General features: G+C 62.2%; 24 protein-coding genes and 1 pseudogene. 15 read left to right on the top strand and 10 right to left on the bottom strand.

All coding sequences use genetic code 11. From position 1 onward, the window contains the following. Window positions 1-3: 3 nt before the first annotated feature. From fahA to N8H74_RS15375, 3 genes are all read left to right on the top strand, one after another. Window positions 4-1,308, top strand: coding sequence for a fumarylacetoacetase (gene fahA / locus N8H74_RS15385; RefSeq protein ID WP_262148567.1), 1,305 nt, complete (start codon window positions 4-6; stop codon window positions 1,306-1,308). 12 nt (window positions 1,309-1,320) lie between these two features. Beyond that, the gene (gene maiA, locus N8H74_RS15380; RefSeq protein WP_262148565.1) at window positions 1,321-1,956 is read left to right on the top strand and encodes a maleylacetoacetate isomerase; all 636 of its coding nucleotides are present in this window, start codon (window positions 1,321-1,323) and stop codon (window positions 1,954-1,956) included. Window positions 1,957-2,047: 91 nt separating this feature from the next. Then, window positions 2,048-3,442, top strand: coding sequence for an aromatic acid/H+ symport family MFS transporter (locus N8H74_RS15375; RefSeq protein WP_262148563.1), 1,395 nt, complete (start codon window positions 2,048-2,050; stop codon window positions 3,440-3,442). Here the strand turns inward: N8H74_RS15375 and N8H74_RS15370 are convergent. Then, complete coding sequence (locus N8H74_RS15370) at window positions 3,366-4,169, bottom strand: transglutaminase family protein (protein WP_217830911.1); 804 nt, start codon at window positions 4,167-4,169, stop codon at window positions 3,366-3,368. The two genes, N8H74_RS15375 and N8H74_RS15370, sit on opposite strands and share 77 nt — an antisense overlap. Before the next feature lie 185 nt (window positions 4,170-4,354). On the opposite strand from N8H74_RS15370, the gene N8H74_RS15365 reads away from it, so the two are divergent. Next, window positions 4,355-5,374 (top strand): Glu/Leu/Phe/Val dehydrogenase dimerization domain-containing protein, encoded by a 1,020-nt coding sequence (locus N8H74_RS15365; RefSeq protein ID WP_217830910.1) that lies wholly within the window; start codon window positions 4,355-4,357, stop codon window positions 5,372-5,374. A 171-nt stretch (window positions 5,375-5,545) separates the two neighbouring features. Here the strand turns inward: N8H74_RS15365 and N8H74_RS15360 are convergent. After that, window positions 5,546-5,785, bottom strand: a pseudogene (locus N8H74_RS15360) (YebG family protein); the annotation flags it as partial. A gap of 302 nt (window positions 5,786-6,087) precedes the next feature. Between N8H74_RS15360 and N8H74_RS15355 the strand changes: the two are divergent. Beyond that, entirely contained in the window at window positions 6,088-6,588 is a 501-nt protein-coding gene (locus N8H74_RS15355; RefSeq protein ID WP_262148560.1) for a phosphate-starvation-inducible PsiE family protein, read from the top strand. Here N8H74_RS15355 and N8H74_RS15350 read toward each other — a convergent pair. Then, a complete protein-coding gene (locus N8H74_RS15350; protein WP_217830907.1) occupies window positions 6,585-6,902 on the bottom strand; it encodes a DUF3509 domain-containing protein in 318 nt (105 codons plus the stop codon). The genes N8H74_RS15355 and N8H74_RS15350 overlap by 4 nt on opposite strands. A gap of 23 nt (window positions 6,903-6,925) precedes the next feature. Between N8H74_RS15350 and N8H74_RS15345 the strand changes: the two genes are divergently transcribed. Beyond that, on the top strand, window positions 6,926-7,108 hold the full coding sequence (locus N8H74_RS15345) for a hypothetical protein (RefSeq protein ID WP_262148558.1): 183 nt from the start codon (window positions 6,926-6,928) through the stop codon (window positions 7,106-7,108). Between the two features lie 24 nt (window positions 7,109-7,132). On the opposite strand, the gene N8H74_RS15340 is transcribed toward N8H74_RS15345, so the two are convergent. Beyond that, window positions 7,133-8,509: an L-serine ammonia-lyase gene (locus tag N8H74_RS15340; RefSeq protein WP_262148556.1), complete on the bottom strand. Its 1,377-nt coding sequence runs from the start codon at window positions 8,507-8,509 to the stop codon at window positions 7,133-7,135. A 135-nt stretch (window positions 8,510-8,644) separates the two neighbouring features. On the opposite strand from N8H74_RS15340, the gene N8H74_RS15335 reads away from it, so the two are divergent. Together N8H74_RS15335 and N8H74_RS15330 are read left to right on the top strand one after the other, a co-directional pair. Next, window positions 8,645-9,592, top strand: a complete 948-nt coding sequence (locus N8H74_RS15335) for a LysR substrate-binding domain-containing protein (RefSeq protein ID WP_262148554.1) — start codon at window positions 8,645-8,647, stop codon at window positions 9,590-9,592. Between the two features lie 200 nt (window positions 9,593-9,792). Next, entirely contained in the window at window positions 9,793-10,200 is a 408-nt protein-coding gene (locus N8H74_RS15330; protein ID WP_217830904.1) for an HPF/RaiA family ribosome-associated protein, read from the top strand. Window positions 10,201-10,285: 85 nt separating this feature from the next. Here N8H74_RS15330 and fecA read toward each other — a convergent pair whose 3' ends face one another. The 3 genes from fecA to N8H74_RS15315 form a co-directional block, all read right to left on the bottom strand. After that, window positions 10,286-12,619 carry a TonB-dependent Fe(3+) dicitrate receptor FecA gene (gene fecA, locus N8H74_RS15325; protein WP_262148552.1) on the bottom strand — a complete coding sequence of 778 codons (2,334 nt, stop codon included), beginning with the start codon at window positions 12,617-12,619 and terminating at the stop codon, window positions 10,286-10,288. A gap of 111 nt (window positions 12,620-12,730) precedes the next feature. After that, window positions 12,731-13,669 carry a FecR domain-containing protein gene (locus tag N8H74_RS15320; RefSeq protein WP_262148550.1) on the bottom strand — a complete coding sequence of 313 codons (939 nt, stop codon included), beginning with the start codon at window positions 13,667-13,669 and terminating at the stop codon, window positions 12,731-12,733. Beyond that, window positions 13,666-14,154 carry a sigma-70 family RNA polymerase sigma factor gene (locus N8H74_RS15315; RefSeq protein WP_217831113.1) on the bottom strand — a complete coding sequence of 163 codons (489 nt, stop codon included), beginning with the start codon at window positions 14,152-14,154 and terminating at the stop codon, window positions 13,666-13,668. The genes N8H74_RS15320 and N8H74_RS15315 overlap by 4 nt, the downstream gene beginning before the upstream one ends. Window positions 14,155-14,329: 175 nt before the next feature. Here N8H74_RS15315 and N8H74_RS15310 point away from each other — a divergent pair, with 175 nt between their 5' ends. The 6 genes from N8H74_RS15310 (at window position 14,330) to N8H74_RS15285 (ending at window position 20,673) form a co-directional block, all read left to right on the top strand. Continuing rightward, window positions 14,330-14,635, top strand: coding sequence for a DUF3649 domain-containing protein (locus N8H74_RS15310; RefSeq protein ID WP_217830901.1), 306 nt, complete (start codon window positions 14,330-14,332; stop codon window positions 14,633-14,635). Then, window positions 14,632-16,221 carry a PepSY-associated TM helix domain-containing protein gene (locus tag N8H74_RS15305; protein WP_262148548.1) on the top strand — a complete coding sequence of 530 codons (1,590 nt, stop codon included), beginning with the start codon at window positions 14,632-14,634 and terminating at the stop codon, window positions 16,219-16,221. The genes N8H74_RS15310 and N8H74_RS15305 overlap by 4 nt, the downstream gene beginning before the upstream one ends. Then, a complete protein-coding gene (locus N8H74_RS15300) occupies window positions 16,222-16,548 on the top strand; it encodes a DUF3325 domain-containing protein (RefSeq protein WP_217830899.1) in 327 nt (108 codons plus the stop codon). Window position 16,549: 1 nt separating this feature from the next. Then, the gene (locus tag N8H74_RS15295) at window positions 16,550-17,116 is read left to right on the top strand and encodes an RNA polymerase sigma factor (RefSeq protein ID WP_262148546.1); all 567 of its coding nucleotides are present in this window, start codon (window positions 16,550-16,552) and stop codon (window positions 17,114-17,116) included. Further along, window positions 17,113-18,102, top strand: a complete 990-nt coding sequence (locus N8H74_RS15290; RefSeq protein WP_262148544.1) for a FecR family protein — start codon at window positions 17,113-17,115, stop codon at window positions 18,100-18,102. Before N8H74_RS15295 ends, N8H74_RS15290 begins: the two co-directional genes overlap by 4 nt. Before the next feature lie 141 nt (window positions 18,103-18,243). Then, window positions 18,244-20,673, top strand: coding sequence for a TonB-dependent receptor (locus N8H74_RS15285; RefSeq protein ID WP_262148542.1), 2,430 nt, complete (start codon window positions 18,244-18,246; stop codon window positions 20,671-20,673). A 213-nt stretch (window positions 20,674-20,886) separates the two neighbouring features. Here the strand turns inward: N8H74_RS15285 and N8H74_RS15280 are convergent, their stop codons facing one another. After that, window positions 20,887-21,762 carry an AraC family transcriptional regulator gene (locus tag N8H74_RS15280; protein ID WP_217830895.1) on the bottom strand — a complete coding sequence of 292 codons (876 nt, stop codon included), beginning with the start codon at window positions 21,760-21,762 and terminating at the stop codon, window positions 20,887-20,889. Window positions 21,763-21,901: 139 nt separating this feature from the next. Here N8H74_RS15280 and N8H74_RS15275 point away from each other — a divergent pair, with 139 nt between their 5' ends. Then, window positions 21,902-22,804, top strand: coding sequence for a DMT family transporter (locus N8H74_RS15275; protein WP_217830894.1), 903 nt, complete (start codon window positions 21,902-21,904; stop codon window positions 22,802-22,804). A 20-nt stretch (window positions 22,805-22,824) separates the two neighbouring features. On the opposite strand, the gene N8H74_RS15270 is transcribed toward N8H74_RS15275, so the two are convergent. Beyond that, window positions 22,825-23,334, bottom strand: coding sequence for a DUF2165 domain-containing protein (locus tag N8H74_RS15270; RefSeq protein ID WP_217830893.1), 510 nt, complete (start codon window positions 23,332-23,334; stop codon window positions 22,825-22,827). Window positions 23,335-23,477: 143 nt separating this feature from the next. Then, window positions 23,478-24,452: a D-glycerate dehydrogenase gene (locus N8H74_RS15265; RefSeq protein WP_262148540.1), complete on the bottom strand. Its 975-nt coding sequence runs from the start codon at window positions 24,450-24,452 to the stop codon at window positions 23,478-23,480. Window positions 24,453-24,698 lie beyond the last annotated feature (246 nt).

Raw genomic sequence — 24,698 nt, 5'->3', positions numbered from 1 at the left:
CCCATGACTCAGACTTCCATCACCCGCAGCTGGGTTGCTTCGGCCAACGGCCATGCGGATTTCCCGTTGCAGAACCTGCCGCTGGGTGTGTTCAGCGTCGACGGCTCGGCACCGCGCAGCGGCGTGGCCATTGGCGAACACATCTTCGATCTGCAAGCGGCGCTGGAGGCCGGACTGTTCGACGGCACCGCGCGCGCGGCGGTCGAGGCCACCCGTGGCGGTCAACTGAACGCATTCTTCGAACTCGGCCGCGAGGCCCGTGTCGCCCTGCGCGAGCGCCTGCTGGAACTGTTCAGCGAAGGTTCGAGCCTGCGCGGCAAGATCGAAGCCCAGGGCGCGAAACTGCTGCCGCCGGCCGCCGATTGCCAGCTGCATCTGCCGGCGCGGATCAGTGACTACACCGACTTCTACGTCGGCATCGAGCACGCGCAGAACGTCGGCAAACTGTTCCGTCCGGACAACCCGTTGCTGCCCAACTACAAGCATGTGCCGATCGGTTATCACGGTCGCGCGTCCACCGTGCGCGCCTCCGGCGCCGATGTGCGTCGTCCGAAAGGCCAGACCCTGCCGGCCGGGGCGAGCGAGCCGACCTTCGGCCCGTGCGCGCGTCTGGACTATGAGCTGGAACTGGGGATCTGGATCGGTCAGGGCAATGAGATGGGCGAGTCGATCGCCATTGGCGACGCCGCCGAACACATCGCCGGTTTCTGCCTGCTCAACGACTGGTCGGCCCGTGATATCCAGGCCTGGGAATACCAGCCGCTGGGGCCGTTTCTGTCCAAGAGCTTCATCACCAGTGTGTCGCCGTGGGTGGTGACCGCCGAGGCGCTGGAGCCGTTCCGCGCGGCGCAACCGGCCCGCCCGGAAGGCGATCCGCAGCCGCTGCCGTACCTGTTCGACAAACGCGATCAGGCCGGCGGTGCCTTCGACATCGAACTGGAAGTGCTGCTGCTCACCGAAGCCATGCGCGAGCAGAACCTGCCGGCCCATCGCCTGACCCTGAGCAACACCCGCTACATGTACTGGACCGTTGCGCAAATGGTCGCGCACCACAGCGTCAATGGTTGCCAGTTGCAGGCCGGTGACCTGTTCGGTTCGGGCACCTTGTCCGGTCCGGAAAACGGTCAGTTCGGCAGCCTGCTGGAAATCACCGAGGGCGGCAAAAAACCGATCGAACTGGCCTCCGGCGAAGTGCGCAAGTTCCTTGAGGACGGTGACGAAATCATCCTGCGCGCCCGCTGCGCCCGCGACGGTTTTGCCTCGATCGGCTTCGGCGAATGCCGTGGCAAAGTGCTGGCGGCGCGCTGACAGGAGCGGCTCATGGATCTCTACACCTATTACCGTTCCACCTCGTCCTATCGGGTGCGCATCGCCCTCGCGCTCAAGGGCCTCGATTATCAGGCGTTGCCGGTCAACCTGATCGCGCCGCCGGGTGGCGAGCATCGGCAACCGGCGTACCTGGCGCTCAACCCGCAGGGCCGGGTGCCGGCGTTGCGCACGGATGACGGCGCGTTGCTGATTCAGTCGCCGGCGATCATCGAGTACCTGGAGGAACGTTATCCACAGCTGCCGTTGCTGCCTGACGACCTCGTTGCCCGTGCGCGGGTTCGAGGTGTGGCGGCGGTGATCGGCTGCGATGTGCATCCGTTGCACAACGTCAGCGTGCTCAATCGTCTGCGTCAGTCGGGCCACGATGAGCCACAAGTGACGGAGTGGATCGGCCACTGGATCAGCCAGGGGCTGGCGACGGTGGAACAGTTGATCGGCGACAGCGGTTTCTGTTTCGGCGAAGCGCCGGGCGTGGCGGACGTGTACCTGATTCCGCAGTTGTACGCGGCCGAACGGTTCAACGTCTCGCTGCAGGCTTATCCACGGATTCGCCGGGTCGCTGCGCTGGCGGCCGGGCATCCGGCGTTCATCAAGGCCCATCCGGCGAATCAGCCGGATACCCCGTAACACCGGTGGGAGCGGCCTTCGCGAGCAAGCCCGCTCCCACAAAAGCTTCATGCAGCACCTCAAAACATAAAAACAAAACAGGTAACTTGCGATGCACAACCAGATTGCCAGCTTTCGGGCGGCACTCGACGCCCGTCCTGTGTCCCGTTATCAGTGGTTGCTCTTGATCCTGCTCGCCTTGCTTCTGGTCACCGACGGCTACGATGCCCAGGTGCTCGGTTATGTGGTGCCGGCGCTGGCCCAGGACTGGGGTCTGGAAAAAGCCGCGTTCGGCCCGGTGTTCAGCGCCAACCTGCTGGGCCTGACCCTCGGCTCCCTCGCGGTGACGCCGTTGGCCGACCGCTTCGGTGTCAGACGGATTCTGCTCGCCTGTGTGCTGATCTACGCGAGCCTCACTGTGCTGATGGTTTTCGCCGATTCCCTGAATACTCTGATGATCGCGCGTTTCATCTGCGGCATCGGCATGGGTGGCGCGATGCCCAGTGCCATGGCGCTGATGTCCGAATATTCGCCGCCGCGCCTGCGGACGCTGATGGTGACGCTGGCCGCGTGCGGGTTCTCGTTCGGTGGGGCGGCGGGTGGTTTTGTCGCGGCGGGATTCATCGACCGTTTCGGCTGGCAAGCGGTGTTCCTCGCCGGAGGCGTCACGCCGTTGCTGCTGTTCCCATTCCTCTGGTGGCTGCTGCCCGAATCCCTGCCGCGCCTGCTGCGTGATGCGTCGCCTTATGCGCGTTTGCGCAAGGTCACCGCGCGCATGCTGCCGGACTGGCAACCACCCGCCGCGACGGTCGAGCAGAACCAGCGCGAGCAGGGCAGCAAGTTGACGGTCGTCGAGCTGTTTCGCAACGGTTACGCGAAACCGACCCTGCTGATCTGGGCAACGTTTTTTGTCAGCCTGATCCTGCTGTATTTCATGATCAGTTGGCTGCCCTCGCTGTTGCTCGAAAGTGGCTTGAAGCTCAATGAAGCGAATCTGGTGACCTCGATGTTCCTGTTCGCCGGCACCCTGGGCGCGATCTGTATGGCCTGGTTCGCCGACCGGCTCAAGCGCAAGGTGCGCCTGTTGTCCGCTGTGCTGGCTGGCGCTGCCTTGTGCACCATCCTGCTCGGTCTGAACCACGACAACCCGCGTTACCTGGTGGCCTGCGTGATCGCGGCCGGGTTCTGCATCATCGGCGGGCAGCTGACGCTCAACGCGTTCGCAAGCAATTTCTATCCGGCCCACGTTCGCGCCACCGGCACCGGCTGGGCTCTGGGCGTGGGGCGGTTCGGCTCGATTCTCGGGCCGCTGTTCGGCAGCCTGCTGCTGGCGATGCACATTCCGGTGCAGCAGATTTTCTTCTTCTGCGCGATTCCAGCGGTGATCGCGGCGCTGCTGATTATCCAGGTGCGCTCACCGTTGGAGGCTGTCAGTGAACCACTGAATTTGGCGGGAGGTGACCCAGCCGTTCGGTCAGGCGCAGCCGCTGGATCGGATCGTCGCTGAGCAGCAACGCGTGTTCGAGATCGAAGCGTTCGGCGTTCGGGCAGTCGAGGCGTTGGTACAGGCTGGCGCGGGCGAGGTAGTCGGCGGCGTTTGCGTCACCGAGTTCGAGCACGCGTTCGGCGTCGATCAGCGCGGCGATGAAGTCGTCGTGGGTCAGGTGCAATTGGCGCAGGTTGCGTGACAGGCGCTGGAGCATCTGCACCGGCGTGGCGGTCAGCAGGTGATCGGCGTTGAGCTTCATCTGCGGGCCGTACTGGCGTTGCAGCAGTTCGCGCCAGTCGTTGGGATACAGACGCCGCCCGCCACAGGGATCGAGCAAATGATCGGCGCCGGGCACGCGCAACAGGAAATGCCCCGGGAAGTTGACGCCAACCAATGGAATCTCAAGGCCCCGGGCCAGTTCCAGGGTAATCAGCGCCAGTGCCAGCGGTTGGCCGCGCCGGGTCTGCAACACCTTGGGCAGCAGCGCGGCTTGCGGGCGCAGCGGGGTGAAGTCGTCCTTGGCAAAACCCAGATCGTTCAGCCGCCGCAATAACGGTTGCGCCAGCTCGCTGACCGGCAGCATCGGCAAGCCGTAGCTGACCTTCAATTGCAGTTCCTTGAAGTCCTGCAACACCGCCTCGGGATCGACGTCTTTGTCGTGCTCGGCCGCCATCCACAGCGCGGCTTCGAACAGCGCGGGCGGCGAGCGGTGCAGGCAGTCGAAAAAACGTTGGCGCGGGGTCATTGAAATCTCCGGGGGATGCCTCGTTTTTAGCCCCGTCTTCGGCTTTCGTCCAGTGCCGCGCCGCTCTGCAATCAGGTTATTCCGCAAAGCGCGGTAGAGGGCGCGGGTTATTCCGGTGCGTTTCTGCAATTTTCAGGCGCAAGCCTATACTGGCGACTTACCGGAAGTGATTCGGGAGCCTTACGATGTTTGCTCTCATGCAAAGCACTCGCCTGGAATCGCTGCACCTCAGCGTCGATCCGGTCAGCGGATTGAAGGCGGTCGTTGCCATTCATAACAGTCGCCTGGGACCAGCCCTGGGTGGTTGTCGTTATCTTGCCTACCCGAACGACGAATCCGCTGTCGAGGACGCCATACGTCTGGCCCAGGGCATGAGCTACAAGGCCGCGCTGGCCGGTCTGGAACAGGGTGGCGGCGTTGCGGTGATCGTCCGTCCGGCCCATGTGGAAAACCGCGCCGCGCTGTTCGAGGCCTTCGGGCGCTGCATCGAACAGCTCGACGGCCGCTACATCACCGCCATCGACAGCGGCACCTCGGTGGCGGACATGGATTGCATCGCCCAGCAGACCCGGCATGTCACCAGCACCACTTCGGCCGGCGATCCGGCGCCGCATGCGGCGATGGGGGTGTTCACCGGTATTCGTGCCACCGCCATGGCGCGTCTGGGCAGCGATAACCTCGAAGGCTTGCGGGTGGCGATCCAGGGCTTGGGCAACGTCGGATATGCGCTGGCTGAACAACTGCACGCCGCCGGAGCCGAATTGCTGGTCAGCGATATCGACCACGGCAAGGTGCAACTGGCGATGGAACAGCTCAATGCCCATCCGATCGCCAACGATGCGTTGCTGAGCACGCCTTGCGACATTCTCGCGCCGTGTGGCCTGGGTGGCGTGCTCAACAGCCATACCGTGACGCAACTGCGCTGCTCGGCGGTGGCGGGTTCGGCGAACAATCAACTGACCCACCTCGACGTCGCCGATCAACTGGAGCGGCGCGGCATCCTCTACGCGCCGGACTATGTGATCAATGCCGGTGGCTTGATCTATGTGTCGCTCAAGCACCGGGGCGAGGAACTGGCGACGATCACCGCGCATCTGTCGAAGATCAGCTCGCGGCTGACCGAGGTCTTCGCCCACGCCCAGGCGGAAAAACGTTCACCGGCACGGGTGGCGGACGAGTTGGCGGAGAAAGTCCTGTACCGATAGGCCCATTCGCCAGGCATGAAAAAGGCCCTGAGTCATTGACTCAGGGCCTGTTCAATTGGGCATCGATTATTTCGCGGCTTTCGCCTTGGCCGGTTTGGCCGGTGCTTCTGCCGGTTCCGCCACTTCGGCGACTTCGGCCTTGGCGACACTCGGCTCGGCCGGTGCGTTGATCAGCTCCGACAGGGCATCGGGCTGGCTCTTGAACGCCTTGGCGAACACATCGCGATTCTTCGCCATGTAGATCCCGACTTCTTCCACTTGCTGCTCGTTCAGCGATGGAACGGCTTTTTGCAACACATCGGCCAGCAATTCGGCCAGTTCGAGCATTTTGTCATGACGGTCAGCTTCGGCTTTATCCATGAACAAGCGCTCCAGATCTCGGCTGCTGCGGTATACCACTTCGACGGCCATTCACCACCTCACATGCCTTCACGTTAAGTTGTCTTGACGACTACTGTATCCATATACAGCGAAAAGGATAAGCGAATCCCTGCGCCATGGGTAGTGGCTTTTTAATGTAGACCGGATTCGGGGTTTGTCAGGTCGAGCGCGTCGCGCTGGCGCCCGGGTGCGGCTAAACGCCACGGCGCGTGTTCTGCGGCGGCTCGCCATGATGGCGTGGCCCTGATTCTGCATGCGGGCACACCGTTCTACAGAAAAACCGTCACGTCCAACACGCATCATCCGCTCGAACCGGGCTAAGGAACCTCATCGTGAAAATCAACTGGGCCGAGAAACTGCGGCAAAACGTGCATCAACTGGCCGAGTCCCTGGGCAACCTGTTCGTCGAGACCTTCCACTACCTGGCGCTGTTCGCCATTGGTGCGGTCACGGCATGGGCAGCGGTGATGGAATTTCTCGGGATGCTCGAAGAGGGCCATATCAAGATCGATGACATTCTGCTGCTGTTCATCTATCTCGAACTCGGGGCGATGGTCGGGATTTACTTCAAGACCAACCACATGCCGGTGCGTTTCCTGATCTACGTAGCGATCACCGCACTGACCCGTCTGCTGATCTCGAACGTGTCGCACCACAATCCGCCGGACATGGGCATCATCTACCTGTGCGGCGGGATTCTGTTGCTGGCGTTCTCGATCCTGGTGGTGCGTTACGCCTCGTCGCAATTCCCCTCGGTGAAGATCGAAAACCCGCACCGCAAGATCGGCGCGGGTTCCGGTGAACATCCCGAGGTGGAGAAGGGCGAGCTTTAAAGCGCGATCGAGTGGCGCGGCAGGCCGACGATCCGCGGCGGTGGCGGGTTTTGCCCGTCGCCGCTGGTCATGGCTTCGAGGATGGCCACGGCACTGTGGCCCTGCTCGATGGCGATGCCGAACTGGATGCTTTGCACCAGGCGCTTAAGCCGTTTGGGATCATTGCGCTGTTCAGCGCTGATCATGCGTTTGGCCACGATCCGGCCGCTTCTGGAGAGGGTCAGCATGATGCTGCCGTCCAGGCCCTGAATGCTCAGGTTGATCTGATAGTCCGGCGCGAAGGCATCGGTAATGAGCTGAAAAGGATTGTCCATGATGCGTCACCGCCTGATTGAACGTGCAGTTGTTGACCGGCCGTGATCGGGTTGGTTCGCCAGACCTGACCATCGGCTTTTCCCTGGCCGCTGCTGCGGATGTAGCAAGGCGCATGCCGGGAAAATTGTCGAACAATGGAACCGGCAAAAACAAAGGCGAGCCATGGCTCGCCTTGTTCATTTGTGGCCCGTTTCAGGGCGGCTGACCGTTGACGGTGCAGTCAGGCCGGTCAGCACTCCACCCAGCTCACGGCGAGACCGCCCCGTGACGTTTCTTTGTATTTGTCGTGCATGTCGGCGCCGGTGTCGCGCATGGTGCGGATCACCCGGTCGAGGGAAATGAAGTGCTTGCCGTCGCCGCGCAGGGCCATCTGTGTGGCGTTGATCGCCTTCACGGCGGCGATGGCATTGCGCTCGATGCATGGCACTTGCACCAGGCCGCCGACCGGGTCGCAGGTCAGGCCGAGGTTGTGTTCCAGGCCGATTTCGGCGGCGTTCTCCAGTTGCTCCGGGGTGGCGCCGAGCACTTCCGCCAGACCGGCGGCGGCCATGGCGCAGGCCGAGCCGACTTCGCCCTGGCAGCCGACTTCGGCGCCGGAGATCGAGGCGTTTTTCTTGCACAGGATGCCGACGGCGGCGGCGCCCATGAAGAACGCGACGACGTCATCGTCCGACGCCTGCGGGTTGAACTTCATGTAGTAGTGCAGCACCGCCGGAATGATCCCGGCCGCACCATTGGTCGGCGCGGTGACCATGCGCCCGCCAGCGGCATTTTCTTCGTTGACGGCGAGGGCGTACAGGTTGACCCATTCCATCGCTGACAGGGTTGAGCTGATGACGTTCGGCTTGCCGATTTCCAACAGGCTGCGGTGCAGTTTTGCCGCGCGACGCGGCACATTCAGGCCGCCGGGCAGGACACCTTCGTGGCGCAGGCCGTGCTCGACGCACTCGCGCATCACTGACCAGATATGCAGCAGGCCCTTACGGATTTCGTCGTCGCTGCGCCAGGCCCGCTCGTTGGCCATCATCAATTCGGACACGCGCAAATTGTGTTGCTTGCACAGGGTCAGCAATTCGGCGGCGCTGGAAAAATCGTAGGGCAGGGTGACATCGCCCGTCGCCGCTACGCCGGACTCGACTTCCGCCGCTTCGACGATGAAACCGCCACCGATCGAGTAGTAGGTTTGCTCGAACAACAGGCCGCTGGCGCCAAAGGCTGTCAGCGACATGGCATTGGGGTGGTAGGGCAGGTTCTCGTCGAGCAGCAGGACATCGTGCGGCCAACTGAAGGCAATTGTGCGTTGACCGGCGAGGGACAGTTCACCGCTTTCGCGCAGTTGCTTGATGCGCGGATCGATGGTCGTCGGGTCGATGCTGTCCGGCCATTCGCCCATCAGGCCCATGACGCAGGCGCGGTCGGTGGCGTGGCCGACGCCAGTGGCCGAGAGTGAGCCGTATAAACGGATTTCCACACGCTGCACGTCGAGCAAAAGATGCTGCTCGATCAGCGCCTGAGCGAAGGTCGCGGCGGCGCGCATCGGGCCGACGGTGTGGGAACTGGACGGGCCGATGCCGACCTTGAATAGATCAAAAACACTGATAGCCATGCTAAAGCCTTACAAGCAATGGAGTAGGAATCGCCGCCATTTTTTGTCGGACAAGCGCAATGTCGGCGATACTGACGTCCTGAGTCCGACGTGACCAACGAAACCTCCTAAGAAAGCCTTTAGCAGGACTAAACAATGAGTCGTCAATTGCACGCCCAGACCTACGTCTGGCTGCAGGTGTTTTCCTGTGCCGCGCGGCACCTGTCGTTCACCCGCTGTGCCGAGGAATTGCACATCACCCCCGGTGCGGTCAGCCAACAAATCCGACAGCTGGAAGAGCGCCTGGGCCTTCGTCTGTTTCATCGCCGGGCGCGTGGAGTGGAGCTGAGTGCGGAAGGCCAGCGACTGGCGATTACGGTCAACGAGGCCTATGGCAGCATCGACGCTGAACTGCGTCGCCTCGACGCCGGGATGATCAGCGGGACGCTGCGGGTGCGTTCGATTCCGTCGTTCCTCAGCAAATGGCTGACCCCGCGTCTGCCGCGTTTGCAGCAGCGTTACCCGGACATCCAGTTGCGCCTGGTGGCCGAGGACAGCAGCGTGCCGCTGCATGAAGGGGATTTCGATCTGGCCATCGACTTGAACGACGGCAGTTATCCGGGATTGTTATCCACAGCCTTGCTCGACGAGCAGATTTTTCCGGTGTGCGCGCCGAGCCTGTTGCGCGGGCGTCCACCGCTGCACGGGCCGGCGGATCTGGTGCATTTCCCGTTGCTGCATGACATCACCGCCTGGCGCGGCAGTTATGAACATGCGGAGTGGGAGTTCTATCTCGACGCCATCGGCTTCGAAGGTGCCGACGTGCGGCGCGGGCACACGTTCAATCGCAATCACCTGACCATCGAGGCGGCAATTGCCGGCATGGGCGTGGCGATCGCCCGGCGCACGTTGCTCAACGATGAGCTGGAGCGGGGCGCGCTGATCGTGCCGTTCGGACTGTCGGTGCCCAATCACAAGCGCTATGTATTGCTCTATGCGCCGGGTGCGCTGAGCCATCCGGGTGTGCGCGCGGTGCATGACTGGCTGGTGGAGGAAGCAGGGACTTTTCGCACGCTGCACCCGCTGAATGACGGGCAATTGTGAGCAGATTTTTCAGCGAGAGGGGCCGAGGCAATTCCCGACCTTACCAGTGCTTTGCCCGGTTGTCCGGCTTTTTTTGCGTATGAATATTTATCTTTTTTCAGGGGTTGAAATGTTTGGCAAGCGGGCCGATTGTTGTAACCAAGAGGTCACGAAAATCTGTTCAAGGCCTCTTGCGAGCTAGCTGAAATAAGGGATGAACTATGCAAATCCAAGTCAACAGCGACAACCATATTCAAAGCAGCAAACGACTGGAGGAGTGGGTACGTACAACCATTGAGAGCACGCTCGACCGTTATGAGGAAGACCTGACCCGTGTCGAAGTCCATCTGAGCGACGAGAACGGTGACAAACCGGGTCCCCATGATTTGCGCTGCCAACTGGAAGCGCGGCCGAAAGGCCAGCCACCGATTTCCGTGACCCACAAGGCCGACACGCTGGAACAGGCGCTCGACGGTGCGGCGGAAAAACTCGAACACGCGCTGGAACACAAGTTCGGCAGATTGCGCGGCAAACCACGAGCCACTGTGGTGCCACTTCAGAGCAAAGCCAACGACCGGCTGCTGGAGGAAGAATTTCTCGAGAATGAACAGGCAGCGATCAATAGTTGATGCGCTGATTTAATCCCCCCAATGAAGACGGGCCTGCGATTGCAGGCCCGTTTTGTTTTGTGGTGTGGGTGGTGAGGAAGAATCCTCAGAACGCCACGGACGTCTGCACATACACCGTCCTTGGCTCACCCACATATTTCCCCTTGTTGTTGTCATCGAACGAGCGGGTGAAGTACTGGGTGTTGAAGATGTTCTTCACCCCCACCGCCACGTTCAGGTCCGACAGTTGCGGGCCGAAGTCGTAGCCGGCGCGGCTGCTGAACAGCATGTAGCCCGGGATCTTGCCGGTGCTGCCGTCGGCGCTTTCCTTCGAGGTGTTGGCGTTGTCGGCGAACTGATCGCTCTGGAAGCTGCTGTCGAGGTTGAGCTTCCATGGCCCTTCGGTGTAGCCGACGCCGATAGTGCCCTTGTGCTTCGACGAGAACGGCACGCGATTGCCCTTGTTCGGCCCGTCTTCGCGGATGGTCGCGTCGACATAGGCATAAGTGGCGTACACATCGAAACCGGCCAGTGCCGGGCTCAAGTCATCGAGGGCGTAGTTGACGCTGGTCTCGATGCCCTGATGACGGGTTTCGCCCCGGGCGATCACCGAGTCGTTGGTCTGGTTGCTTTCGTACTGGTTGTCGAAGTTGATCAGGAACGCACCGATTTCCGCGCGCAACGCACCGTTGTCGTAGCGGGTGCCGAGCTCCCAGGTGCGGGCCTTCTCCGGTTTCACTTCGCCGCTGGTCACGCGGTTGGGCATCTGGCTGTACTGCACGCTGCCGAACGAGCCTTCGGTGTTGGCGTACAGATTCCAGCTGTCGGTCAGGTGATAAAGCACGTTCAGCGCCGGCAGCGCAGTGTTGTAGTCGCCTTTGTATTTGACGTTGGTCAGGTTGTTGGTCTGCTGCGACTCGATCATCTCGTAGCGCACACCCGGGGTGATCGTCCATTTGCCGATATCGATCCGGTCGTCGACGAAGAATGCATTGGCCTCGGTGCCGCCACGGGTGTCGCGGTCATTGCGGCTGTTGGTGGTCGGATATTCGTTGCTGGCGATCGGCGTGCGATAGCGCAGTTCGTGACCGGCCTCGTTGATGTAGCGGTAGCCGACGCCGACTTCGTGGCTGGTCGCGCCCAGGTCGAAGCCCTGGGCGAAGCGGGTTTCCAGGCCGCGAACCCAATACTCGCGCGGCGACAGCGAGAGGAAGGTGCCTTGATCGAGGTAGCCGCTGCGCAAGGTCTTGGTGAAGAAGGTGTTGGCGGTGAACTCGCGGCGATCTTCCTGGTAGCGATAGCCGAAGTTGAACATCGTGCGCCGACCCCAGAACTGGTCCTTCGGCCGTGTCGACTGATACGGATCGGCGTCGTAGTCGGCGACGTTCAGGCCACCGGGCATATCGGCCTTGCCTTCGTAATACTGGGCCATGGCGTTGAAACTGTTGGCTTCGTCGAGCTGGTATTTGCCCTTGAGGATAAGGTCGTCGATCTCGGTGTCGCTGTGTTCACGCCAGTCGCCACCCCGGGTGCCGGAGTACAGCAACGCGCCGCCAAGGCCATTATCGTTGGTGCCGCCCGCCAGCAGGTTGGCGCTGGTCTTGAAGCCGTCGTGGCTCGACGACGGACTGGTTTCCGTCTGGAAACCGCCCTTGACCGTCGGCTCGTCGGGAATCGCCCGGGTCACGAAGTTGACCACACCGCCGACGTTCTGCGGGCCGTAACGCACCGCACCACCGCCGCGCACCACGTCGACCGCATCCATGTTGCCCATGCTGATCGGCGCGAACGACAGTTGCGGCTGACCATACGGGGCGAAAGGCACCGGAATGCCATCCATCAGCACGGTCGAGCGCGCGGCCAAACGCGGGTTGAGACCACGGATGCCGAAGTTCAGCGCCATGTCGTGGCTGCCGGTGCCGTTGTTTTCCGGGGCGTTGACGCCGGGAATGCGATTGAGCACATCACGGGCCTGGGTCGCGCCCTGGCGTTCAAATTCTTCGCGGCGGATCACGTCGCGTGCGCCGGGATGTTCGAAGACGTTGACCTGCGCCGCTTCACCGAGCCAGTCGCCGACCACTTTCGAGGTGTCCAGCTCCAGCGCGCCGTCGCTCACCGGTTGCAGGCTGAACGCGTTGCCACCTTCGGCGCGGGCTTGCAGGCCGGTGCCTTCGAGCAGCGCATTCAGCCCTTGTTCCGGCGTGTAATTGCCTTCCAGGCCCTGGCTTTTCACCCCGCTGGTGACTTGCGAACCGAACGAAATCAACACACCGGCTTCACGGCCGAACTGGTTGAGGACGTTCTCCAGCGACGAAGGGGCGATGTGATAGGCCTTGGCGTCGGCGGCTTGCGCAAGTGGCAGCGCGCTGAAGCTCAGGCTGGCGCCGAGGACGAGATTGCGCAGGCTGCGGGCCAGGGGTGTGAGGCGGGTGGGGTGCATGGACGGTGATCCTGAGAAGGTTGAATCAAGGGGGGCTTTCCTTCTCTGTCACGTCAGATCTGAAAAACGGCTCATGTTTATTTAAATATTTTTCAGTGGTTGCACTGCTGCTCAGGCCTTGGCTTCGACGCTGACCCAATAACGAGTAAAACGCTTGACCCGCACCGGCAGACTGATTTCCAGCAAATCGAGAATCCGCTCGCTGTCGTCCAGTGGATAAGTCCCGGAGATCAGCAGGTCGGCGACCTTGGCATCGCACTTGAGTTGCCCGCGCCGGTAACGGCCGAGTTCGTCGAGGAAATCCCCCAGGCGCATGTGCGCGGCCACCAGCATGCCGTCGGCCCAGGCGCCACTGTTGGCATCCAGAGGTTTCGCTTCGCCGAGGGTGTTGGCGCTGAAGCTCAATTGCCGGGCCACCGGCAGCAGCATGGGCGCGCGGCCATTGGCACTGAGTTCGACCCGCCCTTCGAACAGCGCGACCTGGGTGTGATCGGCAAACTGGCGCACGTTGAGCCGCGCGCCTTGAGTGCGCAGCAGGCCTTGGGCGGTCTGAACTTCGAAAGGCTGGGTGACGGTCAGGAGCATTTCGCCTTCGAGCAGGCGAATCAGCCGTTGTGGCCCGTCGCCCCGCACGTCAGCCGCGCTGGCGGTGTTGAGCTGCAACTGGCCGCCGTTGCCGAGGGCGATCTTGCGGCGCTGGCCGACCGGGCTGCGGTAATCGGCGAGCAACGCAGGAAGTGGCGTGTGTTCGCGCAGTCCCCAGGTGACTGCCGAGCCGGCGCCGAGCAGCAGCAACAGTTTGAGCGCCTGGCGCCGATTGCTCGACTTCGGCGCATTCAATGCGGCATGGGCCAACGGCGAGGACAAGCCGCGCAGCCGCGAATTGACCCGCTGAATGTGTTCCCAGGCCCGGCGATGCTCGCTGTGGGCGTCGATCCATTGCTGCCACGCCTGTTGCTGACGTGGGTTCAGCGGGCCTTGCTGCATTTCCAGCAGCCAGTGCACCGCCTGTTCGGCGACCTGGGCGGAAAAATCCATCGGCGGATTCACAGGGCGAAGTAGCAGCGCATGGCTGCCTTGTTCAGATGACGCTTGACCGTGGCGACGGAAATGCCCAGTTCCGTGGCAATCTGCGGGTAGGTCAGGCCGTCGACCTGCGCCAGCAAAAAGGCTCGTTTGACCGGGCCGGGCAGGCCATCGAGCAGTTCGTCGAGCTCGATCAGGGTCTGCAGGATGATGGCTTTTTCTTCTTCCGACGGGGCGACCACCTCCGGCATCTGCGCCAGGGTTTCGAGGTAGGCCCGTTCGATGTCCTGCCGGCGGTAGTGATTGAACAGCACGCGCTTGGCCAGGGTGGTGAGAAATGCCCGTGGCTCGATGATCACCGGCGGTTCGCGAGCGGTGAGTACCCGGATGAAGGTGTCCTGTGCCAGATCGGCGGCGCTTTCCGGGCAGCCGAGTTTGCGCCGCAACCAGCCGGTGAGCCAGCTGTGGTGGGCCTGGTAGAGCGATTCGACGGGATGGGCGGACGACAACGGCATCACTCCGAGCGCAAAGGGCATGCGTCAGCAAACAAGAATTGTTCGCATTGTAGGGGTGATGAGTGGCTACCGGCAATCAACCTCTTTTGCACATGAGAATATTTATCATTAATATCGACACCCATCAGTCTGACTCGTCTGTCGGACGCTCCCGTTTCAAGGTCGAAACATGAAAGCCAAACTCGCCGCACTTCCCATGTCCTATCGTCTGGCCGTCACGTCGCGGGTGTTGGCGGCGGTTTTCGGCGGTTATCTGGTTGCGGCGCTCGCCAGCGTCACGCTGACCGTGTGGTTGCCGTTGAACCGCGCCGAAGCGGTGGTGACCGGCATGACCGTCTCGTTCCTGGTCTACCTGGTGGCGGTACTCTGGTGCTTCGCCTGCCGCAGCGCATGGTCGGCCTGGGTCGGGCTGCTGGTGCCGAGCGTGATCATGGCGACCGTCTCCGGCGTCGCCCGTGGATTGGGTTACGCATGAAAGAGGGATTTCGCCAGGCGATGGCCTGGTTGCATACCTGGGCCGGACTGCTGTTCGGCTGGCTGCTGTTCGCGATTTTCCTGACCGGGACGCTGGCCTATTTCAAGGACGAAACCAATCACTGGATGCAGCCGGAAATCCCTGCCCGCGCGCTGAATGCCGAGGCGAGCCTGACCCTGGCCCAGCACTATCTGCAACAACATGCCCCCGACGCCTCGCGCTGGATCATCGGCCTGCCCGACGCTCGCGACCCCGGCCTGAAAGTGCGCTGGCAGCAGTCTGCGGCCAAACCCGGCGAGCGCGGGCAGTTCACCAGCAAGACCCTCGACGCGCAAACCGGCGCCGAATTGCAGCTTCGGGAAAGCATGGGCGGCGAGTTTTTCTACCGTTTCCACTTCCAGCTGCAAATGCCTTACCCGTGGGGCCGCTGGCTCTCGACCATCGCCGCCATGGTGATGTTCGTGGCGCTGATCAGCGGGATCATCACCCACAAGAAAATCTTCAAGGACTTCTTCACCTTCCGCCCGCGCAAGGGCCAGCGTTCCTGGCTCGACGGGCATAACGCGCTGGGCGTGCTGGTGCTGCCGTTTCATTTGATGATCACCTACAGCAGCCTGGTGATCTTCATGTCGATGGTGATGCCGGCGAGCATTCTGGCCTCCTACGGCACGAACGTCCGGGCGTTTTATGACGAAGTGTTTCCCGCCTCCAACGTCCCTGAAAAAGCCAATCAGGCGGCCGCTCTGGCACCGATGGCACCGCTGTTGGGCAAGGCCCGCGAGCAGTGGTCGGGTGGCGAGGCCGGCTGGGTGTCGGTGAACAATCCGGGCGATGCCAATGCCTCGGTGGTGGTGTCGCGCAGCGGATCGGACCGGGTGGTGCATGATTTCGGCAGCGCCGTGACCTTCAACGGTGTCAGCGGGCAAATACTCGATGCGTCCCCGCAGCAACCGCTGGCCATGGCAATTGCTGGTGGCTTCTACGGTTTGCACATGGGCCATTTCGCCGGTCCGGTCCTGCGTTGGCTGTATTTCATCGTTGGTCTGGCGGGCACGGCGATGATCGGCACCGGGTTGGTGATCTGGCTCGGCAAGCGCCAGCTCAAACACGCCAGAAGCGGCGTGATGCCGTTCGAACTGCGGCTGGTGGAGGTGCTGAACATCGCCAGCATGGCCGGACTGGTCGGCGCTGTGGCGGTGTTCTTCTGGGCCAATCGGCTGTTGCCGGTCAGTCTGGCCGGGCGCGCGGACTGGGAGATCAATGCCTTCTTCATGGCCTGGGGCTTGAGCGTCGTGCATGCGGTGCTGCGTCCGGGGCGCAAGGCCTGGATCGAGCAACTGGCGCTGGCTGCCGCGCTGTTCGCCGCACTGCCGGTGCTCAACGGTTTGACCACCCCGTATCACCTCGGCGTGACCCTGATCCAGGGCGATTGGGCACTGGCCGGGTTTGACCTGACCTGCCTGGCGACTGGCCTGTTTCTGACCTGGGCCGCGTGGAAAATGTGGCGCGCCGGTGCCACCGCCAGCCTGAAAAAAACACCTCGGGAAACCGCCCGACCGATCACGCTTGAGCAAGGGGCGAACTGAATGCTGCTGGCGCTGCTGCTCTGTTACGCCGGGTTCACGGCGCTGTGTCTGGCGATGCCCCGGCATCACGATGAACTGCTTGGTGGCAAGCCGTCGCGACGTCGGCGCCGGGGTCTGGTTCTCGCAGGGTGGCTGCTGCTCGGCCTGTCGTTGTGGGCGGCGGTGTCGAGCAAGGATTGGGGGCTGGGCCTGGTGGACTGGTTCGCGGTGCTGATGGTCAGCGCATTGGCGCTGGTGCTGTTGCTGCCGTATCGCCCGCGCCTGGCATTGGCGCTGGCCGGCGTGAGCTTGCTGGGCAGCCCCGTCGCTGCGTGGGCCATGAACTGAAATGCTGATCAGCCATCCGCCAAAATCCCCTGACGACGAACCCCATGGCGCCCGTGCGCATTTTCTTCAGGTGTTCCTCTCGCAGCGTTCGCAGATGGAAGCGCTGGTGAATCGCCGCGTTGGCTGCCGGGCGACGGCGGCGGATCTGGTGCAGGATCTGTTTCTGCGTTTCTGGCGCAGGCCGCTGGTGCAGGTCGAGGAACTGAGCACTTATCTGCTGCGCTGCGCCGGCAACATCGCTATCGATCATCTGCGCAGCGAGGGCGCGCGGGTGCGGGTCAACGAAGGCTGGCAGGCGGACGAGCCGGACAGTAGCGGCAGCGAACCGCAGGCCGCGCTGGAGGCGGGCAACGATCTGCGTCATGTCGAGGCGGCATTGCGGGCCTTGCCGGAGCGTACCCGGCAGATTTTTTTGCTCAATCGCATCCATGGACGCAAGTACGCCGACATCGCCAAAGCCATGGGTCTGTCCCAAAGCGCCGTGGAAAAACATATGATGCGCGCCCTCGAGGCCTGCAAGGCCAGCCTGCGCGAACCCGCGCCACGCACGCCAGGGAAAGCACCGTGAATCACACCGACCGCGTCATCCCGACGCCCGCTCAGGAGCAGCAGGCGCTCGCCTGGCTGAGCCTGCTGCACGACCGCCCCAGCACCGGCGATCAACTCACGTTCAGCCAATGGCTGCGCGCCGATCCGGCTCACGCCGAGGCCTATGCCCAGGCGCAAGTGGTGTGGGAGTTGAGCGAAGAACCGGCGCGCACCCTGGCCGACGAAGACGCATTGGCGATGCAGCGCTATCTGAATGCGATGGACCGACCTCGACGCTCGCAACTGCGGCGTTGGTCGGGCGCGTTGGCGATGGCGGCGTGTCTGCTGTTGATGATCAGCCTGGGCAGCGGTTGGCAGCCCCAGCGCTGGCTCGATGACCTGGGTGCGGACTACGTGTCGGCGCCGGGTGAAATCCGCACCGTGACCCTGGCCGATCAATCACAAGTGACACTGGATGCCGACAGCGCGATTGCCGTGGATTTCAGCCACGGCGAGCGGCATGTGCAACTGCGTCGCGGTGCCGGGTTTTTCAGCGTGACCCATACCGGCGAGCCGTTTGTGGTCGAGGCTAGGCAGGGCCAGGCACGGGTGCTCGGCACCCAGTTCGAAGTGCGTCTGCAACCCCGTGGCGCGCAGGTGACGGTGTTGTCCGGGCGGGTCGGCGTGACGCCGCAGCGCGACGCCGAGCAACAGGTTCTCACCGCCGGTCAGCAGGTGGCTTACGGCGATGGCCAGGCGGAAAAACTTCACGCCGTGGACAGCGAAGCGCAACTGGCCTGGCGCCAGGGTTGGTTGACGTACTACAAGTCGACCCTGGCCGATGTGGTGGAGGATCTGCGGCGCTATTACCCAGGGCGGATTGTGTTGCTCAACGATGAACTGGCGGCGCGCAAGGTCAGTGGCAGTTTTCCGAGCAAGGACCCGCAGGCCGTGCTGAATTCCCTGCAAGGGGTGTTGGGATTCGAGCAACATCGGCTTTTGGGGCAGCTCATTATCTTGCGCTGAGGCGGCCGCTTCCTTTGCGGGCAACCCATCTCTCGAAAAATATTTTCAAAAAATGTGTGAGGTAAATCCGAAGCCCATTCGTGTAGTGACTGAAACTGCGAGCCATTCGCATCCAGTGCGGTTCTACACAGGTCATGAGCAATGAAGTCCAGGGCAAAATCGGGTTCGGTCAAACAGTGGTTGGGCGTTTCGGCACTCAGTATTTCGGCGTTGGCCTTGTTGCCGCTGAGCGTCGCGCTCGGTGCTGAATCCGTCAGCACTCAAGCGCAGAAACAGTTCAGTTTTGCCCTGGCCGCCAAGCCGTTGCCCCAGGCCTTGAGCGACTTCAGTCGCGTCACCGGGCAAAGCGTGGTCTACACCGATGAAGCGCCGTACGGCCTCACCGCCCCGGCGGTCAACGGCCAGATGACTGCCGAACAGGCGCTGCAACGCTTGCTCACCGGTTCTGGCCTGAGCTTTCGCCGTACCGACAGCCACACCCTGGCGCTCGAGCCGCAACCCACCGAAGGCGCGTTGAACCTGGGCGCCACCAACATCACCTCGGTGCTGGATCAGCCGATGAGCTATCAGCCACCGGCCACCAGTTCGGTGATGCGCTCATCGGCGTCGCTTCAGGAAATCCCGCAGACCGTCAATGTCATTCCCGCTCAGGTCATCCGCGATCAGGCACCGCGCAATCTCGACGATGCGCTGGCCAACGTCAGCGGCATCACCCAGGGCAACACGTTGGGCAGTACCCAGGACTCGGTGATGACCCGGGGCTTCGGTGACAACCGCAACGGTTCGATCATGCGCGACGGCATGCCGGTGGTGCAGGGCCGTGGGATGAACGCCACGGTGGACCGGGTTGAAGTGCTCAAAGGCCCGGCGTCCCTGCTGTACGGGATTCAGGACCCGGGCGGGGTGGTCAACATGGTCAGCAAGAAGCCCGAGCTTGAGCAGTACAACGCCCTGACCCTGCGCGGCTCGACCTACGGCGACGGCAAGAACGGCAGCGGCGGCAGCTTCGACAGCACCGGTGCGCTGGGCGATTCCGGGCTGGCCTATCGCATGGTGCTGGATCATGAAGACGAGGATTACTGGCGCAACTTCGGCACTCACCGCGAAAGCCTGATCGCGCCGTCGCTGGCGTGGTTCGGCGAGCGCACCAAGCTGTTGTTCGCCTACGAGCATCGCGAATTCCTCACGCCGTTCGACCGGGGCACTCTGATCGATCCGCGCACCAACCATCCGCTGGACATCTCGCGCAACGAGCGTCTCGACGAGAAATTCAATGACATGGAAGGGCGTTCGGATCTGTATCACTTCGAAGCCGACCACGAACTCAACGACGACTGGAAAGCCCATTTCGGCTACAGCTGGAACCGCGAAACCTACGACGCCAGCCAGGTCCGCGTGACCGCGATCGACACCAAAAAAGGCACCCTGACCCGCAGCATGGACGGCACTCAGGGCGCGATCAGCACCGACCGTTTCACCACCGCCAGCCTCGAAGGCAAGGTCAATGTGCTGGGCATGCAGCACGACCTGGTATTCGGCGTCGATGACGAGTACCGCAAGATCTACCGCGCCGATCTGATCCGCCAGAAAAGCCTGAGCACCTTCAGCTACGTCAACCCGGTGTACGGTCGCGAGGTCGAGGGCACCACGGTCAGCCCGGCCGACAGCGCACAAACCGATCTGCTGCGCAGCGACTCGGTGTTCCTGCAGGACTCGATCCACCTCAACGACCAGTGGATTCTGGTGGCCGGTGGACGCTTCCAGGAGTACGACCAGTACGCCGGCAAAGGCGTGCCGTTCAAGGCCAACACCGACAGCAACGGCCAGAAGTGGGTGCCGCGCGCCGGCCTGGTGTATCGCTATACCGACTCGCTGTCGTTCTACGGCAGCTACACCGAATCGTTCAAGCCGAACTCGACCATCGCTCCGCTGAGCGGCAGCAGTACCGTGCTCGACGGCAGCATCGCGCCGGAAGAGGCCAAGTCCTGGGAGCTGGGTGCGCGGCTGGATATTCCGGGGCGCGTCACCGGCAATATCGCGCTGTTCGACATCAAGAAACGCAACGTGCTGGTGGCCAATGCCGAAGGCCCGACGACGATCTACAGCGCCGCCGGCGAGGTGCGCTCCCGTGGTCTGGAACTGGACCTGACCGGTCAGCTCAGCGACCGCTGGAGCATGATCGGCAGCTACGCCTACACCGACGCCGAGGTCACGGAAGATCCGGACTACAAAGGCAATCGTCTGCAAAACGTGGCGAAGAACACCGGCTCGCTGTCGGCGGTGTATGACTTCGGCAGCGTGATCGGCGGCGACCAGTTGCGGGTCGGCGCCGGGGCGCGCTATGTCGGTGAGCGGGCGGGGAACGCGGTCAATGATTTCGACCTGCCGAGCTATACCGTGGCCGATGCATTTGCGACCTACGACACCCACGTGGAAGGGCAGAAGGTCAAATTCCAGCTCAATGTGAAGAACCTGTTTGATCGCACTTACTACACGTCGGCGGCGAGCCGGTTCTTTGTGTCGATGGGGGATTCGCGGCAGATTTCCTTGTCGAGCACGCTGGAGTTCTGAGACTGCGCCCAAAGCGGCCCTCACCCCGGCCCTCTCCCAGAGGGAGAGGGGGCCGACCGAGGCGTCTTGGGCGATACATCGACCTGAAAGATCGAGTCGATTATGGATTCATAGCCAATCGTTCAGGTCGGCGTATTTCTTCAATATCCCCCAATCGGCCCCCTCTCCCTCCGGGAGAGGGCTGGGGTGAGGGGAAAAGGGCTCACCACAAAACTACCGCAAAAACGCCAACCGATATTCCCCCGGCGTCCCGCCCAATACCTGCCTGAACCGATTGGTGAAATGACTCGCACTGGCAAACCCGCAAGCCAGTGCAATCTCCCCCAGCGGCAACGCCGTGCCGCGCAACAATTCCCGCGCCCGGCTCAAACGTCGCGCCAGCACGTACTGATGCGGCGGCAGGCCGAAACTGGTGCGGAACATTCGCGCAAAGTGATATTCCGACAACGCGCACAACCCGGCCAGTTGCCCGAGGCTGATCGCGTCGGCCAGATGCCCGTCGATGAATTCCACCAATTGCCGGCGCTGATGCGCCGCCAGTCCGCCCTTCAACCGCAAGCCCTGGCGCACGCCGACCTGGCTGAGCAGGGTATGACTGATCAATTCGTGAGCGAGGCTGCTGGTCAGCAGGCGTTCGCCGGGTTCGTCCCAGTTCAGCGTCAGCAACTGCCGAAAGCGCTGGGCCTGTTGCGGGTCTTCGAGAAAGGTCTGCTCGCGCAATTGCAATTCCCGAGGTTCGCGGTCGAGCAGCGTGACGCAGCCGAGGGCGAATTGTTCGGCACTGAAATACAGATGAGCGAGGCGAATGTCGCCATTGATGACCCAGCCTGACTCATGCTCGGCGGGCAGGATGCACAGCTTGTCGGGGCCACCTTTTTGCCCCGGCTGATCCCGGCGAAAAGTCCCGGTGCCACCGGCGATGTAGCAGGACAGGGTGTGGTGGCTGGGCGCCTCGTATTCCTGGGCGTCGTGATGATTGGTCCACAGGGCGGCGGACAAGCCGTCACCCAGCTCGGCGCTGTGTACCAGGCGCGAGTTCGGCGAGCTGTTGAGCGCCTTGAAGATTTGCAGGGTATCGATTGCGGCCATGATCGGTTCTCTCCAACGCCTTGCATCCTACTCCGTAGCCGTCGTGCTGCCAGCCTGCGGCCCGACAAAAGCGCAAGTTTTTGCAAGCGCGAAGGGCGAGGCGGGGCGGACACTGAAAGCCAATTGAGGAGTGTCTGCCATGAACCTTTCGCTGTATCTGTTGACCGTGCTGATCTGGGGCACCACCTGGATCGCCCTGAAATGGCAATTGGGGGTGGTGGCGATTCCGGTGTCGATCGTCTATCGCTTCGGCCTCGCGGCGCTGGTGCTGTTTGCGTTGTTGCTGCTCAGCCGACGCCTGCAACCGATGAACCGGCGCGGGCACCTGATCTGCGTGGCGCAGGGTTTGTGCCTGTTCTGCGTCAACTTCATGTGCTTCCTGACCGCCAGCCAGTGGATTCCCAGTGGCCTGGTCGCTGTGGTGTTCTCCACTGCCACCCTGTGGAACGCGCTCAATGCCCGGGTGTTCTTCGGCCAGCGCATCGCGCGCAATGTACTGATGGGCGGCGCGCTGGGCCTGTGCGGCCTGGGGTTGCTGTTCTGGCCGGAACTGGCCGGGCATCAGGCCAGTCCGCAGACCTTGCTCGGCCTGGGCCTGGCGCTGTGCGGGACGCTGTGTTTTTCGGCCGGCAACATGCTCTCCAGCCTGCAACAGAAGGCCGGGCTCAAACCGCTGACCACCAATGCCTGGGGCATGGCCTACGGGGCGGCGATGCTGTCGGTGTGGTGCCTGGTCAAAGGCATTCCGTTCGACATGGAATGGACGCCGCGTTACATCGGCGCACTGCTGTATCTGGTCATTCCCGGTTCGGTGATCGGTTTCACCGCCTACCTGACCCTGGTCGGGCGCATGGGACCTGAGCGCGCAGCCTATTGCACGGTGCTGTTCCCGGTGGTGGCGCTGAACGTCTCGGCGTTTGTCGAGGGTTACCAATGGACCGCGCCGGCACTGATCGGTCTGGCGCTGGTGATGCTGGGCAACGTGCTGGTGTTCCGCAAACCCCGCACGCCGGTCGTGCCGGGTCACGGCAAACTGGCCTGAAACCGGTGAGCGCTGGATATTCAGCGCTCAACTTTCATGACGATGTAAATCAATAAGGGAAACAGGAAGTCGACAATATGTCTGGCCCAGTCCTTGGCATTCCATGCTTGTGAAGTATCCATGTCGAACCATTCGACGCCGATGGTTTGCAGGCATATGTAATAAACGAACATGGCGATCAACAGACCGATGATCGAGAACTTCTTGGCTTCGTGAAAGGTATCCGGGCAATCGTTGATTTTTCGATACAAATGATAAGTGCCGAGCAGGCAACATACGGTGTAAATCACTTCCAGTGTGATGATCAGCCAGTAAATCCGGTGGTGCAGCGTGGGTGAGGTGATTGCCCGATAACGGATGTTCTCGTTGATCTGGGTAGTGTCCATGCTGAGGATATGTCCGACGTATTCATAGTTTGACGGGTAGTCGGAGAAGTTGCTGTACATCACCAACAGGCCGAAAAAACTGATGTAAGCCATGAGAATGACTTTGCTGTAACGGACAAGTTGGTTGGTGGTCAGGCCTTTCAAGATTAATACTCTCCAGAGAGTTTGATTTCCGGGGAGTTTATAGCGGCTGTATTTGTTTCGGTTTCAGGTTCAATTGCAAGTTGTGTGCAAATAACCGCTCGGCCGATAACGGGCAAGTGCTGCAAGGCACTTGCCCGTTTTGTTTATCCGCGCCAGACCTGCGGGTTCACCAGATCCTGCGGGCGTTCGCCGAGCAAGGCGCTGCGCAGGTTGGCCAGCGCCCGGTTGGCCATGGCCTCGCGGGTTTCGTGGGTGGCCGAGCCGATGTGCGGCAGGGTCACGGCGTTTTTCAGCTGGAACAGCGGCGATTCGGCCAGCGGTTCCTTTTCGTAGACATCGAGGCCGGCACCACGGATGCGGTTGTTTTGCAGCGCCTCGATCAGCGCCGGTTCGTCGACCACCGGGCCACGGGAGATGTTCACCAGGATCGCGCCCGGTTTCATCAGCGCCAGTTCACGGTGGCTGATCAGGTGGCGGGTCTTGTCACTGAGCGGCACCACCAGGCAGACGAAATCGGCTTCGGCCAGCAGTTGGTCGAGGCTGCGAAATTGTGCGCCGAGTTCCGTCTCCAGTTCGGTCTTGCGGCTGTTGCCGCTGTAGAGGATCGGCATGTTGAAACCCAAGCGCCCACGCCGGGCGACGGCCGCGCCGATGTTGCCCATGCCGACGATGCCCAGGGTCTTGCCGTGGACGTCGCTGCCGAACAGCGGGGCGCCGACGCTGGCCTGCCAATGGCCGGCCTTGGTCCAGGCGTCGAGTTCGGCGACGCGGCGGGCGCTGCTCATGATCAGCGCGAAGGCCAGGTCGGCGGTGCTTTCGGTGAGCACGTCCGGGGTGTTGGTGAGCATGATGCCGCGTTCGTTGAAGTAGTCGAGGTCGTAGTTGTCATAGCCGACGGAGACGCTGGAGACGACTTCGAGTTTTGCGGCGTTTTCCAGTTGTGCCCGGCCGAGTTTGCGACCGACGCCGATCAGGCCGTGGGCGTGGGGCAGGGCTTCGTTGAATTGGGCGTTGATGTCACCGGTTTTGGGGTTGGGGACGATGACGTCGAATTCCTGTTGCAGGCGTTCGATCATGGGTGGGGTGATGCGGCTGAAGGCCAGGATGGTTTTTTTCATTGGCTTTGGGCTCGGCTCTGGGCTGGATTCGATTTCCTATATGCCAAGCAAGCTAACATTTCTTTGTGGGGTTTGGCTTGTGCCTTGGCGGCCTCTGGGCCGACCAGGCTTTGGGGGGTTGGGGTGAATATCCGTTTTTTGGGGTGTTTTGGCTGGTGGTTTCGCCCTTACGGCGACTCCCTTTGGCAAACGCCCCAAAGGAAGCAAAGGTCTGGGCCCCGGCGTACGGCCCCTCGCTGTGGCTCG

It is taken from the genome of Pseudomonas sp. B2M1-30, assembly GCF_025447575.1.
GTDB lineage: Bacteria > Pseudomonadota > Gammaproteobacteria > Pseudomonadales > Pseudomonadaceae > Aquipseudomonas > Aquipseudomonas botevensis.
Note: the sequence above shows the minus strand (reverse complement) of the source record. Positions and strands in the feature narration are given on the sequence as shown.

Coding starts and splice junctions, on each gene's coding strand:
- fahA (WP_262148567.1), top strand. CDS start 4: ATGACTCAGACTTCCATCACCCGCAGCTGGGTTGCTTCGGCCAACGGC.
- maiA (WP_262148565.1), top strand. CDS start 1,321: ATGGATCTCTACACCTATTACCGTTCCACCTCGTCCTATCGGGTGCGC.
- N8H74_RS15375 (WP_262148563.1), top strand. CDS start 2,048: ATGCACAACCAGATTGCCAGCTTTCGGGCGGCACTCGACGCCCGTCCT.
- N8H74_RS15370 (WP_217830911.1), bottom strand. CDS start 4,169: ATGACCCCGCGCCAACGTTTTTTCGACTGCCTGCACCGCTCGCCGCCC.
- N8H74_RS15365 (WP_217830910.1), top strand. CDS start 4,355: ATGTTTGCTCTCATGCAAAGCACTCGCCTGGAATCGCTGCACCTCAGC.
- N8H74_RS15350 (WP_217830907.1), bottom strand. CDS start 6,902: ATGGACAATCCTTTTCAGCTCATTACCGATGCCTTCGCGCCGGACTAT.
- N8H74_RS15340 (WP_262148556.1), bottom strand. CDS start 8,509: ATGGCTATCAGTGTTTTTGATCTATTCAAGGTCGGCATCGGCCCGTCC.
- N8H74_RS15335 (WP_262148554.1), top strand. CDS start 8,645: ATGAGTCGTCAATTGCACGCCCAGACCTACGTCTGGCTGCAGGTGTTT.
- N8H74_RS15330 (WP_217830904.1), top strand. CDS start 9,793: ATGCAAATCCAAGTCAACAGCGACAACCATATTCAAAGCAGCAAACGA.
- fecA (WP_262148552.1), bottom strand. CDS start 12,619: ATGCACCCCACCCGCCTCACACCCCTGGCCCGCAGCCTGCGCAATCTC.
- N8H74_RS15310 (WP_217830901.1), top strand. CDS start 14,330: ATGAAAGCCAAACTCGCCGCACTTCCCATGTCCTATCGTCTGGCCGTC.
- N8H74_RS15305 (WP_262148548.1), top strand. CDS start 14,632: ATGAAAGAGGGATTTCGCCAGGCGATGGCCTGGTTGCATACCTGGGCC.
- N8H74_RS15300 (WP_217830899.1), top strand. CDS start 16,222: ATGCTGCTGGCGCTGCTGCTCTGTTACGCCGGGTTCACGGCGCTGTGT.
- N8H74_RS15295 (WP_262148546.1), top strand. CDS start 16,550: ATGCTGATCAGCCATCCGCCAAAATCCCCTGACGACGAACCCCATGGC.
- N8H74_RS15285 (WP_262148542.1), top strand. CDS start 18,244: ATGAAGTCCAGGGCAAAATCGGGTTCGGTCAAACAGTGGTTGGGCGTT.
- N8H74_RS15280 (WP_217830895.1), bottom strand. CDS start 21,762: ATGGCCGCAATCGATACCCTGCAAATCTTCAAGGCGCTCAACAGCTCG.
- N8H74_RS15275 (WP_217830894.1), top strand. CDS start 21,902: ATGAACCTTTCGCTGTATCTGTTGACCGTGCTGATCTGGGGCACCACC.
- N8H74_RS15265 (WP_262148540.1), bottom strand. CDS start 24,452: ATGAAAAAAACCATCCTGGCCTTCAGCCGCATCACCCCACCCATGATC.